This window comes from Streptomyces sp. NPDC057253, assembly GCF_042669125.1.
In the GTDB taxonomy this organism is placed as follows: domain Bacteria; phylum Actinomycetota; class Actinomycetes; order Streptomycetales; family Streptomycetaceae; genus Streptomyces.
Map to the genome: position 1 here is coordinate 1 of NZ_JBHUXV010000187.1, position 13,239 is coordinate 13,239.

The 13,239-nt window shown below is 68.8% G+C and carries 13 protein-coding genes; 2 read left to right on the top strand and 11 right to left on the bottom strand.

All coding sequences use genetic code 11. The annotated features are described in order from the left end of the window. The 3 genes from ACFULQ_RS45735 to ACFULQ_RS45745 form a co-directional block, all read right to left on the bottom strand. On the bottom strand, positions 1-3,936 hold a 3,936-nt coding region (locus ACFULQ_RS45735), incomplete at its 3' end, for an amino acid adenylation domain-containing protein (RefSeq protein WP_383556767.1). A 211-nt stretch (positions 3,937-4,147) separates the two neighbouring features. Beyond that, positions 4,148-4,357, bottom strand: a complete 210-nt coding sequence (locus ACFULQ_RS45740) for an MbtH family protein (protein WP_383556770.1) — start codon at positions 4,355-4,357, stop codon at positions 4,148-4,150. A gap of 431 nt (positions 4,358-4,788) precedes the next feature. Further along, positions 4,789-5,682, bottom strand: coding sequence for a DUF2637 domain-containing protein (locus tag ACFULQ_RS45745; protein WP_383556772.1), 894 nt, complete (start codon positions 5,680-5,682; stop codon positions 4,789-4,791). 301 nt (positions 5,683-5,983) lie between these two features. Here ACFULQ_RS45745 and ACFULQ_RS45750 point away from each other — a divergent pair, with 301 nt between their 5' ends. Beyond that, entirely contained in the window at positions 5,984-6,943 is a 960-nt protein-coding gene (locus ACFULQ_RS45750; RefSeq protein WP_383556775.1) for a D-2-hydroxyacid dehydrogenase family protein, read from the top strand. Here ACFULQ_RS45750 and ACFULQ_RS45755 read toward each other — a convergent pair. After that, positions 6,920-7,567: a DUF2087 domain-containing protein gene (locus ACFULQ_RS45755; RefSeq protein WP_383556778.1), complete on the bottom strand. Its 648-nt coding sequence runs from the start codon at positions 7,565-7,567 to the stop codon at positions 6,920-6,922. The two genes, ACFULQ_RS45750 and ACFULQ_RS45755, sit on opposite strands and share 24 nt — an antisense overlap. Positions 7,568-7,760: 193 nt before the next feature. Here ACFULQ_RS45755 and ACFULQ_RS45760 point away from each other — a divergent pair, with 193 nt between their 5' ends. Further along, the gene (locus tag ACFULQ_RS45760; protein WP_383556780.1) at positions 7,761-8,057 is read left to right on the top strand and encodes a chaplin; all 297 of its coding nucleotides are present in this window, start codon (positions 7,761-7,763) and stop codon (positions 8,055-8,057) included. A gap of 149 nt (positions 8,058-8,206) precedes the next feature. Here ACFULQ_RS45760 and ACFULQ_RS45765 read toward each other — a convergent pair whose 3' ends face one another. The 7 genes from ACFULQ_RS45765 to ACFULQ_RS45795 all read right to left on the bottom strand — a co-directional run bounded on the left by ACFULQ_RS45765 (position 8,207) and on the right by ACFULQ_RS45795 (position 12,915). Next, complete coding sequence (locus tag ACFULQ_RS45765; RefSeq protein ID WP_383556782.1) at positions 8,207-9,073, bottom strand: tyrosinase family protein; 867 nt, start codon at positions 9,071-9,073, stop codon at positions 8,207-8,209. Then, complete coding sequence (locus tag ACFULQ_RS45770) at positions 9,057-9,539, bottom strand: tyrosinase family oxidase copper chaperone (protein WP_383556785.1); 483 nt, start codon at positions 9,537-9,539, stop codon at positions 9,057-9,059. The genes ACFULQ_RS45765 and ACFULQ_RS45770 overlap by 17 nt, the downstream gene beginning before the upstream one ends. Before the next feature lie 168 nt (positions 9,540-9,707). After that, positions 9,708-10,220, bottom strand: coding sequence for a hypothetical protein (locus tag ACFULQ_RS45775; protein WP_383556787.1), 513 nt, complete (start codon positions 10,218-10,220; stop codon positions 9,708-9,710). A gap of 130 nt (positions 10,221-10,350) precedes the next feature. After that, positions 10,351-11,043, bottom strand: a complete 693-nt coding sequence (locus tag ACFULQ_RS45780) for a vitamin K epoxide reductase family protein (RefSeq protein ID WP_383556789.1) — start codon at positions 11,041-11,043, stop codon at positions 10,351-10,353. After that, positions 11,043-11,540 (bottom strand): DUF5949 family protein, encoded by a 498-nt coding sequence (locus tag ACFULQ_RS45785; RefSeq protein WP_383556792.1) that lies wholly within the window; start codon positions 11,538-11,540, stop codon positions 11,043-11,045. Before ACFULQ_RS45785 ends, ACFULQ_RS45780 begins: the two co-directional genes overlap by 1 nt. A 160-nt stretch (positions 11,541-11,700) precedes the next feature. Beyond that, complete coding sequence (locus ACFULQ_RS45790; protein ID WP_383556795.1) at positions 11,701-11,988, bottom strand: hypothetical protein; 288 nt, start codon at positions 11,986-11,988, stop codon at positions 11,701-11,703. Between the two features lie 120 nt (positions 11,989-12,108). After that, positions 12,109-12,915, bottom strand: a complete 807-nt coding sequence (locus ACFULQ_RS45795; protein ID WP_383556796.1) for a hypothetical protein — start codon at positions 12,913-12,915, stop codon at positions 12,109-12,111. Positions 12,916-13,239 lie beyond the last annotated feature (324 nt).

Here is a 13,239-nt window from a genome sequence, read left to right on the forward strand (position 1 = left end):
CGGCACCACAAACCCCGCACTGTGCCCACGATGACTCGCCACCGCAGGACGCGCACGATCAAACGGCAGGCCCAACTCCTCCGGAACACCCGCCAACACACCACGCCAATAAGCCACCTGACGCGACATCAAACTCTCGGCATCACCCTCCGCACCCAACAGCTCCCGCTGCCACAACGCATAATCCGCGTACTGCACCGGCAACGGCTCCCACCCCGGAACCCCACCCGCACACCGCGCCCCATACGCCACCGACAAATCCCGCGCCAACGGACCCATCGACCAGCCATCACCCGCAATGTGATGCACCACAAGCACCAACACATGCTCATCCGCACCCACCGCGAACAACCAGGCCCGCACCGGCACCTCAACCGACAAGTCGAACGCATAACCAGCCACACGGACGACTTCAGTGGCCAGCTCCATCGGGCCGTCGGCGGCCTGCTGCTCCGTCAGGGTCGGCAGGTCCTCCAGGGCCTGGAGTCGCTCGTATGTCTCGTCCTCCTTGGTGACCTCAATCACCGGAAGGTCCCATGACAGTTCGTCGGTGCCGAGGACCCTCTGATAGGGCTCTCCGTCTTCGACCGGGAACACGGTGCGCAGCGCCTCGTGACGTTCGAACACATCGCCTAGCGCAGCCTGGAGTGCCTCGCGATCCAGCCGTCCGGTGAGCCCCAGGACAAGCGGCGCGTTGTAGGTCGAACTCGGGCCGTTGAGCTGTCCGATGAACCACAGCCGACGCTGAGCAAAGGACAGTGGTATCCGGTCCGGGCGTTCAACCTTGACCAGCGGGGGACGGGTCGGGTCCGAACCGGCCAAGAGCACGGCAAGTTCCGCGACCGTCGGGGCCTCGAACACATCGGCGATCTGCACCTCGATGCCCAGCAGGGCCCGAATACGGCTCACAAGGCGGGTGGCCAGCAGCGAATGCCCGCCGAGATGGAAGAAGTTGTCATCGACCCCCACGCTCTCCACACCGAGGATCTCGGCGAATGCAGAGCACAGGATTTCTTCTCGCACCGTGGTGGGGACTCTGCGTTCGCCGCTGGTGTACTCGGGTACGGGGAGAGCCTTGCGGTCGACCTTTCCGCTGACGGTCAGCGGAAAGGCATCAAGCATGACGACCGCGGACGGCACCATGTAACCGGGCAGCCGTTCGGCCGCAAAGCTACGGATAACACCGGGGATTTCGTGTCCCCCTGAGCCGGGCATACTCCTGCCTCGACTGGCCCCGACGGCAACCACGTATGCCACCAGACGCTTGTCGCCAGGGGTGTCCTCACGAACGATCACCACGGCATGGGCAACCTCCGGGTGGGCGGCTACAACGGCCTGAACCTCACCCAGCTCGATCCGATAACCACGGACCTTCACCTGGTCATCCACCCTGCCCGCGAACGCCAACTGACCGCTCGCGGTCCACCTGACCAGGTCGCCCGTCTGATACATCCGCGATCCGTCCGCCGCAAACGGATCGGCAACGAACTTCCGCGCGCTCAGCCCCGGGCGGCCCAGATATCCCCGAGCCACTCCGGCACCCGCGATGTACAGCTCGCCGATCACTCCCTCCGGAACCGGACCCAGCGACTCGTCCAGCACATAGGCCCGTGTGTTGGCATTGGGCGTACCGATGGTCGGCTCGTCGCCCGGCTCCAGCGGGCCGGCCATCGTCGAGCACACGGTGACTTCGGTCGGTCCATAGGCATTGATCAAGCGTCGGCCCGGCGCCCAACGCGCCACCAATTCCCCGCTGAGTGCCTCTCCGCCGGACAGGAGAGTGGACACGGTTGTCAGGTCATCCGAGCTCAGTACCCCCAACGCGGTAGGCGGAAGCAGCACATGTGTGACGCCGTGCCGGGCGACGACGTCCGCCAGTTCACCGCCGGGCCGCAGTTCCTCAGCCGGTGCCACGATCAGGCGCGCGCCCGAGCACAGAGCCATCAGCAGCTCCCAGGTGGCCGCATCGAAGCTCGCCGATGCGAACTGGAGCACCTTGCTGCCCTGGTCCAGCGCGCATGGCTCAGCCTGCGCCGCCACGAGATTCACCGCACCGGCATGCGTCAGCATCACGGCCTTCGGTGTCCCCGTAGAACCGGAGGTGTAGATCACGTACGCCAACCCGCTGGAGACCAGACCGGTTTCGGGCGTTGTTGCAGGCGCAACCTCCAGCGCCGCCCGCACCTCGGCAGAATCCACAGCGACCGCGAGGACACGCCTGAGCGGAAGATCGTCGAGCATGTCCTCCTCGCTCAGCAGCACCATTGCCCGGCTGTCAGCCAGCATGGCCGCGATCCGCTCCGCCGGATACCCAGGGTCGATCGGCAGGTACGCCGCCCCTGCCTTCCAGACCGCAAGCAGCGCCACGATGAGCTCGACACCGCGCTCCAACGCCACGGCGACCACCGACTCCGGTCCCACTCCCAGGGTGGAAAGATGGTTTGCCAGCCGATTCGCCCGCATGTCCAGATCCGCGTACGACAGCTGAATTCCATCGGACTCCACCGCCACCGCGTCCGGCGTCCGCGCCACCCAGCCAGAGAACACCTCGGGGATCGTGGTCTCCGCGACGTCGACTGCCGTGTCGTTCCACGCCGTGAGAACGCGATGGCACTCGACTTCGTCCAACAGGTTCGCATGGCCGACGGTGTCTGCAGGTGAGGCTGTCACCAGCCATTTCACGATGCTCAGAAAGCGTTTGGATGTTTCCTGCGTCGACTCCGCGTCGTGGATGTCACTGTTCGCATTGACCCAGAGCTGAATACTCGGTTCGCCGGGCCTGTCGTAGACATCGATCCGCGTATTGTCTGTCGGCCCGGTGCCGAGGATGTGGGAGACGATGGCGCAGTCGCCGAATGCCTCCGGGTAATCGAAAGGCATGACATTGATGTGCAGACTGCACAGCGAGTCGCCGTGAACAAGCTTCAGGTCCCTAAGAGTGTCCTCGTAGCGGTAGCGCTGGCGCCGCAGCCCCTCACGGACTGACTTGTTGGTCTGCCGTACGAGATCCGCAATGGACGTCTCCCGAGCGATCTGGAGCCGAATCGGGATGTTGTTGGAGGTCATGCCAGGAACCCCGAGCTCCTGACGCCCTGCTCGGCCACTGACTGGAAGGCCGATGGTGACGTCCCGCTCGCCGGCGACACGGTGTCGATATATCGCGGCGGCAGCGATCATCAGTCCGGCGAGGTTGGTCCTCAGTTTCCGGGCCGCTGCCCTGAGTTCGGTGGACTCATCGGCGTCGATGGCGCCCTTGTGCTGTAGCACTCTATCCGAGAGCCGGCGCACTCCGCGTCCGCCCGATCCGGATTGTTCGGACAGGTCTGCCAGAACTCCGAGCCAGTACTCTCGGTCATGACCGAACTCTGCCGAGTCCCTATAAGCGGCATCCGACTCCAGCAGCACGGACAACGAATCCAGGGCACCGGCATCGCTCTCCGCGCCGGCAAAAAGCGCCGCGTAGATATCGGCTACCCGGTTCGCAAGTATCCTGGCGGCTCCGCCATCCGCGATCAGGTGGTGGTAGCGCACGTACCAGAAGAAGCGGTCCTCAGCGAGCTTGAAGACGGCAAAGGCGAACAGGTAGCCATCGGTGAGAGTGGATGCCGTGTGGAAGTCGTCGCGCATCCAGGACTCGGCGGCCGCTCGCGGATCAGGCTCGGAGCTGACATCGAGGACATGGATCGGATAATCCCGCGAGTCGGCGACGTACTGCTTCGGGATGCCGTCATCCAGGTGGAAGCGCAGACGGAGACCATCCGCTTCGCCCACGGTGCGCCGCAGGGACTCCACAAAGAGTTCGACGTTCAGTGCACCGAATATCTCCAGGTATTCGGCGATGTTGTAGACCGGGCTCTCAGGTGCGAGTTGCTGTGCCTGCCAGATACCGAGCTGGCCGGCCATCAAGTTCTGGGTCTCACCTTTGTAAACAGCCATTCCCATCCACCCCAAAGTTTCCAACTCGCCTACCGGAAAGCCGGGGTGGGCCGCCGTCCAGGCAGGTCGAATTACGCCCAACTTCCCTGACTTAAAACTGCGCCTCGGTTGCTGGCATTTCGGGACCCGCCCACGGCGGCCTGGAATCACGCCACAGGGGTCATCGTTGCCTCGGCCGACCGAAACAGGGCCGGCCGAGGCAAGCGAAGCCTTACTTTCCCATGGCTTCGATCAGGCTCTTGGGCCGCATGTCGGTCCAGGACTTCTCGATGTAGTCGAGGCAGTCCTGTCGTCCGGCCTCTCCGAACACGATCTTCCAGCCATCGGGTACATCGACGAAGACGGGCCAGAGCGAGTGCTGCCCCTCGTCGTTGACCAGGACCCGGTAGTTGGCATCGGGGTCATCGAACGGATTAGTCACCACGCCGTCCCTTCTGGGGTGAGTGAAATCGGGCAGCCACCGGCCAGCCCCGAATCACTATCAACCAGGCCCACATGGCTGATCAATCGTCGGCGATCAGCACTTCCGTTGTTCAACTGCGATGTGGCACCAGTTGAACAACCCTGGGGCACAGAGGGAATCTCCGCTGATTGCCGGCCCTCGACGCAGGCACCGGGTTTCAACAGGCACACAGCAACGAACAAGTACCATCCGCACTGCACTTATATGTAATATCCGGCTCACCGGAGACAGCTACGGCCACGGCATCAGTGCCTGCTCGCGGCAGGTAGCACGATGTCATCGAGGGGACCGCTCCGGCCGCAGACCAAGAGCCACCAGGCGCACTTCACCCTGCCGGACCAGCACCAGCCACCGCCGGACTCGACCCACCATGGAACCCCGGATGGTTCTCATGGGAGACCAGGGCTGCCATTCGCGGGCGCCCGGTCCACCGCGTCTGGGATTCGGCCCACCCGACGCCAGCGGGCCAGCACCGCCCGACCGTAATTGTTCGTACCCGCGACCCGGTCCAGCTCAGCCCCACTGGGCACCACGCCGGCAGCCAGCTGCCGCTGGAAGTGCTCCCACATCACTTCCTCCGCCGTCACCCCATTCGGCCGAGACTGATCGGCCGAATGGGGTGGAGCCTGCTTCGTGTCTCGCTCGCCAACCTCTGCCGACTCTCGACTGCCGCGTCCCGTCTCTCGCCGCGCAGTCTCGGTCTCGTCTCGCTCCACCGAGTCCAGCCCACAACGGCCCGCTCCCCTCGCCTCTCGATCCCGCTGTGGGCCGCCGTCTCGCCGAGTCTCGTCACCAAGTTCGGACGGATCATCTGGGCTCTTGCTGCGCTCCCACCCGGCCGGGCGGTGGGCAAGTAGCTCCACCGACAGCAACAGGGCGACCGGAGGCCAGCCCGCCACCAATATCGGCCGCCATGCAAGCGCGGGAGCGGCGGCGACATTCGCCGCCAACGACACCGCGATCCCGAGGAGGAACGCCAGCCACACCAAAGCCCGTGCCCGACGCCCCGCATTCCGGGGCGAGTTAAGCAGCCCTACCGTCGCGAGCAGCAACAAGCCGTCCACCGACAACGGCCACAGCGTCGCGCTCACCACATCCGCCCCACCCTGCAAGGCGAACTCCCGCTGATGCACATACGAGGCGTACCCAGCCACCGACGCCACCACCAACGCACACCCACGCCGCACCCACACCTCAAAGCCGACGCCCGTATCAGCGCCGCTCGGAGGAGCGTCATGGTTACCCGGAAACTTACCGCGCGGCGTTTCGTTCAGGGCGCTCACCGGGAACCACCCCTACGCCGACGCACCCGCGGCACCGCCACCGTGCCGGAAAGCACCAGCTCACGGCGGCTCCCGGCCCGTACAGATGCTGTCGCTGCCCCGCCGGGGGCGCACACACCTTCTGACCAGGCAGTTTGGGCAGAGGGTCCTTTCATGTCCAGCCCCCTCTGCGGTATGTGGCCAAGCGCTTCGGTCATGGACCAGTCCGCCCGGCGAGCAAGGTCATGCACGACCGCGGCTGTCAGTGCCCCGGCGTAGAGTCGATCACCTCGAGGGGACCTCACGACGGGGAAGGACCGACATGCGTCTGCGCTGTGCCGTGCTCGACGACTTCCAGCGGGTGGCGACCCGGTTCGCCGACTGGTCGTCGCTCGCGGACCGGGTCGAAGTCGTCTCCCACGACCGCCACTTCGCCGACGAGGACGCCCTGGCCGCCGCTCTCGCCGACGCCGACATCGTGGTCACCCTGCGCGAGCGCGTCCCCTTCCCCGCCACGCTCCTCGCCCGCCTGCCCCGGCTGAAGCTGCTCATCGCCTCCGGCATGCGCAACACCGTCATCGACTACGAGGCCGCCGAGGCGCACGGCGTCACCGTCTGCGGTACGGCCAGCTCCTCGACCCCGCCCGTCGAGCTGACCTGGGCCCTGCTCCTCGGCCTCGCGCGCGGGATCGTCGAGGAGAGCAACGCCCTGCGGACGCAAGGCCCCTGGCAGTCCACCGTCGGCGCCGACCTGCACGGCCGCCGGCTCGGACTGCTCGGTCTCGGAAAGATCGGCAGCCGTGTCGCCCAGGTCGGGCTCGCCTTCGGCATGGAGGTCAGCGCCTGGAGCCAGAACCTCACCAAGGAACGCGCGGACGAGGTGGGCGTGGCACTCGCCCCGTCCCTCCAGGACCTCCTCGCCGGCAGCGACTTCGTCTCCGTGCACCTCGCCCTCGGCGACCGCACGCGAGGCCTGCTCGGCCCCGCCGAACTCGCCCTCCTCAAGCCCACCGCCCACCTGATCAACACCTCGCGCGCGGCGATCGTCGACCAGGACGCGCTCCTGGCCGCCCTGCACGAGGGCCGGATCGCCGGGGCGGCCGTCGACGTCTTCGACACCGAGCCCCTCCCCGCCGACCACCCCCTGCGCACGGCCCCCCGCCTGCTCGCCACCCCGCACCTCGGCTATGTCTCGCAGGCCAACTACACGACGTACTACGGCCAGGCGGTCGAGAACATCGAGGCGTACCTGGCGGGTTCACCCGTACGACGACTCCCCTGAACCCGCTTCACCCTCAGCGGGCCTGCGATAGATCCCCTCGCTCCGCCGCAGATGGTGCAGGTCCACCAGATAGCGCCGGAGCGTCACATGGTCGATGTCGTCGCTGTCCTCGCACCAGGCCCGCAGCTTCTCGTCGACGACCCGCTCCGGGTACTCGACCCCCGGCTCGAAGGTCTGCTCCGCGATGTGCCGCAGCACCAGCTTCTTCCGGCTCCACCGGGCCGGCAGCCGGACCAGCCGCCCACCCCGGACGAAGGTCCGCAACAGCACCGGCTCTTCCGGACCCGGCCCCGGACCCAGACCCGGACCCGGACCCCGACCCAGACCCGGAGCCGCCCCCGAATCCGAATCCGCCGCGGACCGCTCCCGCCGCGCGGCCTCCCGCGCGTGGTCCCTGAAGAGGCCGTACGCCACCCCCAGCGCCCCGTCCGCCTCCTCGACCACCACGCCCTGCTCGCCCAGCCGATGCAGCGCCACGGCCGTCTCCCGAGCCGACAGACCCGCCGTGCGGGCGACCGCCGCGGGGGTGCCGGCGCCCAGCGCGACCGCGGCGAAGGCCCGCACGCGGCTCTCCTCGGCGAACAGACGGATCACTTGGTCGACCGGTTCGGTTTCGGTAGCCATGTCCGGAGGCTAGTGGGGCGACCCCCACCGCTCCGAGCGAATTTCCCTCGCACGCGAGAGCGGAACCGGGCCCCGCTGTTCAAAAAGGGTGATCCCCACATGAACGCCGTTACCAGGAGTGAGTGGCCGCGTTGAAGGGGGAGTGCGACGGCGCGTCCTGTCGTCGCACCCAACGAGTCAGAAGGAGTACGTGATGTCTCGCATCGCGAAGGCAGCGGGTGTCGCCCTCGGCACCGGCGCCGTGGTCATCGGCGGCGCCGGCATGGCGCTGGCGGACGCGGGCGCCAACGGCGAGGCCGTCGGTTCGCCCGGCGTCCTGTCGGGCAACGTCGTCCAGGTCCCGGTCAACATCCCGGTCAACCTGTGCGGGAACACCGTCGACGTGATCGGCCTGCTCAACCCGGCCTTCGGCAACAGCTGCGTCAACGACGGCGGCCACAAGGGCAACCCCGGCCCCGGTGGACACGGCGGCTACGGCTACGGCGGCTGATCGTCCGTACCCGGCACAGAGCCCCGGCACCTCGAGCGCCGGGGCTCTTCCCATGCCCGCCCTCACGCAAAGAGCCCCGCAAAGGAGCCCTGGCACGAGGAGCCCCCGCACAAGGAGCCCCGCGCAAAGAGCCCCCGCACGAAGACGGCTCAGGCGTACCGATAGATCCCGCTCACGTCCTCCAGCTGATCCGGCGTCACATCCCACGGCGGCAGCTTCTCGCCCCGGGCCACGATCCGCCGGTACTGGGCGTTCGCCGGCCCCGGCGGCCTGGCCGGCTGGTAGCGGGCGCCCGCGTGCCGGCGCTGCCAGCGGTACCAGCACAGGTCGATGAAGGCGTGGTGCATCCAGAAGACGGGGTCGTTGACGGACGCGCCGCCGACCATGGCCCCGCCGACCCAGCGGTGCACCCGGTTGTGGTTGCGCCAGGCGACACTGCCCCGCCCGCTCCCCCAGCCCTCCAGCTTGTTGCGGAACCCCCTGGTCACCGTGGAGTCCCAGGGCGAGACGTCGTAGACCGGATCGGCGAGCGCCCCCTCCAGCTCGCTCTTCGTCGGCAGCGCGATCGGGTTGGCGGAGCGGCCGAGGTCGCGGGTGAGGAACTCCCCGTCGCTCACACCCTCCTTGAGGGTCCAGTTGCCGGTCGCGTAGGCGAACGGCCCGGTCATCACCTGCCGGTCCGAGCGCCGGCCGTTGCCGCCGAGCAGGTCCTTGGTCCAGGGCGCCGAGGTCGCCGTACGGTCACGGGTCCAGTCCCAGTACGGCACCGTCACCGACGAGTCGACGCGCCGCAGCGCCCGCTCCAGGTCCAGCAGGAAGCGCCGGTGCCAGGGCAGGAAGGAGGGCGCCATGTGGGCCGTACGAAGACCGTCCTCGCCGTCGGAGTTGTAGTACTCGATGTGGGTGCGCACGAACTCGTCGTACTCACCGCGCCGTTTCACCTCCAGCATCGCCTTCACGAACCGCCGCTTCTCCGTGGCGGTCAGTGTGCTGACGTCCTTACGCGTGTACGCCATGGTCTCCCCCCATGTGTGGCTGTGTTCCTTCGCGCAGTTGCCGCCCGGGCCCGAGCTCGTCGACGGCGGCGCGGGTGGCTTCGAGCGGTGTCTCGTACGACCGGTAGTGGTCGACCATGCTCAGCCAGGTGCCGTCGGCGCGGCGCATCAGGTGCAGGGGCCGGCCGTCGACGGTGACGTGCCACTGGGTGTCGTCGAAGACCCGGCCCGCGCTGGTGGCGGAGGTCCTGATGCCCCGGATGCGGCGGCCGCGGTAGGTCTCGTCGAAGACGATGTCCGCGGGCGGTTCGGCCGCGCGCAGCGAACGCGTGGCGGCGGCGACCGGGACGAACGCGGCGGCCACGGCCACCGGTCCGAACAGCCCCAGCAGTACGCCCCGCCGGCTCACCCGGGTGGGTCCGCCGCGGTCATGTCGGCTGCGACTCCCCGCCGTCCCCACCGCCGTCACTTCGACACTCACGACCATCGCTGCTCCTCCGGTTCGGGTTGTCCGTACCGGTAACCGCCCGACCCCCTTCTCGGTCACCGTCGAGGGGCCCGGGAAGGTGAACGGGGGCGGGGAAAGGCTGTTGGACAGGGGGAAAACCGAAGGGCCCGGGCGGCGCGCCCGGGCCCGTCAGACGGCTGCTCGGTCCTACAGGCCCGGCCCCGTCACCAGGTCGGCGCCCGGGACCGTCTGGAGGACGGGGGCGAGGACGCCCACCTGAGGCAGCTTGACGTCCGGCAGGCCGTAGTTGTCGGGGTTGGGGGCGGTGAGCGGGGCGTCCACGCTCAGGCCGGGGGCGAGGGTGCGCAGGTCGGACGCGGGGGCGTCGACGCCGACGTGGTCGAAGTCGTCGCCGAGGAGGTGCGGCAGCGGGGTGCGCAGGCCCGCGCCGGGCAGCGCGCCGCCGATCGGCACCTGCGGCAGCACCCGCTCCGGGATGAGCCGGCCCTCGACGTACTGCGGGCCCTCGGGCGCGCCCGGCGTCAGCAGCGGAAGCTCCGCGCCGAGCTTGGGCAGCTGCATGCCGAGGGAGTTCTCGACGCCCTCCAGCGGCACGGGGACCGGAACCGTGTCCACCGCGGCGGCGGGGGTCGCGGCGCCCACCGCGGCCGCGACGCCCGTGATGACGGCGGCAATGGTTCCTCGGGTGGTCGACTTCATCTCAGGTACGGTGCCTTTCGGGAATCGGGGTCCGGAGTCGGGAAGCTCAATGTCCGTACTCCGTAACGATTCCGGGCCGCGGACCAGCACAAGATTCCCCCGACTGCCGCAGTAATCGGACGTACGCCAATCAGCTCGTCCAGAAGTCCCACCAGCGCGTCAGGATCAGCATTCCGACGATTCCGAGGTGCAACACCGGTGGCACCCAGGTGAATTCGTCGAAGAAGGTCCTCAACCCGCCCGGCGCGGGCAGGAATCGGTGCCGTACGGCGAACGACGTCACGTACCAGAACAGGACGATCGTGGCGACCCACGCCAGACAGCACCACAGGCACAGGGCGTTGATCCGGTACAGCGACTCGAACTGGAGCCACGAGACGAACCCGACGCCGAACAGACAGCCGGCGTCGAAGGTCAGCCAGTACCAGCGGGGGAAGCGGGCGCCGGCCAGCAGGCTCACGCCGACGCAGATCACCACGGCGTAGGCGACCAGGCCCAGCATCGGGTTGGGGAACCCGAAGGCCGAGGCCTGGTCGCTCTTCATGACGCTGCCGCAGGAGACCACCGGGTTCAGACTGCACCCCGGCGTGAAGTCCGGGTCCTCCAGCAGCTTGAACTTGTCGAGGGTGATCACCCAGGCGGCCAGCAGCCCGGCGGCCCCCGTGATCACCAGCAGCACGGCGAACCCACGGCCACTGCCCGCGATCCGTTCCCCACGGCCATCGCCGGGGGTCCGTTCGCCACGACCGCCGCCCGGGGTCCATTCCCCACGACCGCCGCCCGAGGCCCGTTCCCCGCGGCCGCCGCCCGCGGTCCGCTCCATCAGCCGCGCAGGGTGCGGGGTGCCAGCACGATGTGTGCGGCCTCGTTCAGGGTCTGCTCGGCGCCCGCGAAGGCGGCCAGGGCCTCGGGGTCGACGGGCTTGCCGGGCTCGGCCTCAGGCCAGGGGCGGGTGGTGAACACGAAGTAGCAGAAGCCGCGTTCCTCGACGGCCGCGAGCCACTCCGGCGGCGGGACGCACTGGGCGCTGAAGCCCGGCATGGTCACGACGGCGGTGCCGGACTCGACGAGCAGGCTGACCGGGAGGCTGGGCCGCGCCTTGCCGTCGACCAGGTCGCCGCCGACCGGCAGGCCGTTGTTCTCCAGCAGTGCCTCCACGGCGGCCGTCGAGCCCTCCGGGCCGGTCGCGCCGTCCCCGAGGGAGTAGGCGAGGAGGTAGGGCATGTCGCCGTCGGGGGCTTCGCCGCTCCAGGCCATCACGACGAGCGTGCCCAGGTCGGGGGCGTTGAAGGGGCGGGTTTCGCTTGAGGTTGAGGTCACCGCGCGACCTTATCGACGCGTCGCCCGGCCTCCGGCCGCCTTCTCACCCGACCGGGGGAGCGCCCGCGCCCGCTCCACACGATCGAGGGAAGCGCCTCGAACGGGCTGACAGGACCGGCCCCTTGCGGTGGGCACCGGCCCTGACGGCGTGGAGGAAACCTCAGTGCTGGAGCGGAAGTCCGCCGAGCAGACCGCCCGAGTTCAGCGTGGTGGTCGCGCCCTTGACGGTGTTGAGCACGGAGTCCTTGTTCTCGGTGTCGAGCGCGTCCGACTGGTGCTGGAGCGGTGCCACGTCGGCGGGCTCGAGCCGGCCGCTGGTGAGCGTGTTCACAGCGCCGTTGAGGCTGGTGGGCGTGACGTCGGCGGTGTTGTAGGCGAACGCGGGCGCGGCGGCACCCGCGAGGGCCAGGGAACCGGCAACTACAGCGGCAGCCTTCAGGGACTTCATCGGTTTCCTTCCGTTCGGCGACTCACGTCACCGGGGCGAATGCGGACACCGTGCCCAACGATCTCCGCACCGAGGGGGAAACCCCGCGCGCAGTAATTGGGCTTTCATGAAAAAGCCGCCCTACGGCGTCGGCAGCGTGCTGGTCGGCAGGGTGCTCGTCGGCAGCGTGGGCAGGCTCGGCGCGCTCGGCAGGGCCGGCAGCCCCGGCAGGTCGGGCAGCGGCAGCTTCCCGCTCAGCAGCGTGGCAGCGAGGACGTTGACCAGGGCGGTCAGCACACCGGTGACGGCCGGGACGACCTGCGTCACGTCGCCGGAGGTGGCGGCCGCGAGCAGCGTGTCGACCGCCTTGCGGAGGCCGGCGAGCGCGTCGGCGACGAGGTCGGCCGGGAGCTTCGCGGACACCCCGGCCTTGGAGTCGTCACCGCTCTTGGCGAGCGAGGGGAGCGCGGGGGCCGCCGGGACCGCGGGGAGCGAGCCGGTCGGCAGCGAGCTCGTCGTCTGCGGCAGAGCCGGCCTCGCCGGTACGGCCGGTACAGCGGGCACCTCCGGTACAGCCGGTACAGCGGGCGCCTCCGGTACGGCCGGGACCGCCGGAGCAGCCGGGGCCGCCGCGCCGACCTTGTCGATCGCGGCCTTCACGGCGTCACCGAGCCTGGTCGCCTCCTCGGCCGAGAGCTGACCGTCGTCCGCCTTCAGTACGGCGTTCAGCAGATCGGTGACCGGGGTGAGCACGCCGCCGAGGTCGCCCAGGATCTGGACCTGGGCGAGCAGCCCGTCGGCGCCGGGGACGGGGGCGCGGGAGGCGGACCGGACGCTCTCGCGTGCCGACTGCGTCTCGGCCGCCACCGCGGCCGGCCCGGCGAGCCCCAGCAACAGGGCGCCGCAGAGGGCGGAGGAGGCGATACGCCGGACGGACAGACCACGCATGGGGGTGTTCCTTTCGATGCACGAGGATCTTGAACCCACCGTGGAAGCGCCCCTCGCGCTCTGCAACCGATCGAACACCGTCCGCTGTCACATCGGTCCCGTCAACCTGGCGTTCCTCCTGGTGAGACCCGCATCAAGCCGAGTTGACCGCTCGAACACCCGATCACCCGTACGGGGGACCGAGTCGGCGGGAAGGGGCCCGCACCGACGAGAACCGGCCGGGGGCCCGGGTTTGTGTAACCGGGGGCCCGCCCGCCAAGGGGATGAAGTCGACGTCAGTCGTTTTAGCACACGTTTCCCAACCCCGGGTTAAGCAGACCCAAA

Coding starts and splice junctions, on each gene's coding strand:
- ACFULQ_RS45770 (WP_383556785.1), bottom strand. CDS start 9,539: ATGGTCGTGAGTGTCGAAGTGACGGCGGTGGGGACGGCGGGGAGTCGC.
- ACFULQ_RS45755 (WP_383556778.1), bottom strand. CDS start 7,567: ATGGCTACCGAAACCGAACCGGTCGACCAAGTGATCCGTCTGTTCGCC.
- ACFULQ_RS45760 (WP_383556780.1), top strand. CDS start 7,761: ATGTCTCGCATCGCGAAGGCAGCGGGTGTCGCCCTCGGCACCGGCGCC.
- ACFULQ_RS45780 (WP_383556789.1), bottom strand. CDS start 11,043: ATGGAGCGGACCGCGGGCGGCGGCCGCGGGGAACGGGCCTCGGGCGGC.
- ACFULQ_RS45775 (WP_383556787.1), bottom strand. CDS start 10,220: ATGAAGTCGACCACCCGAGGAACCATTGCCGCCGTCATCACGGGCGTC.
- ACFULQ_RS45790 (WP_383556795.1), bottom strand. CDS start 11,988: ATGAAGTCCCTGAAGGCTGCCGCTGTAGTTGCCGGTTCCCTGGCCCTC.
- ACFULQ_RS45750 (WP_383556775.1), top strand. CDS start 5,984: ATGCGTCTGCGCTGTGCCGTGCTCGACGACTTCCAGCGGGTGGCGACC.
- ACFULQ_RS45795 (WP_383556796.1), bottom strand. CDS start 12,915: ATGCGTGGTCTGTCCGTCCGGCGTATCGCCTCCTCCGCCCTCTGCGGC.
- ACFULQ_RS45765 (WP_383556782.1), bottom strand. CDS start 9,073: ATGGCGTACACGCGTAAGGACGTCAGCACACTGACCGCCACGGAGAAG.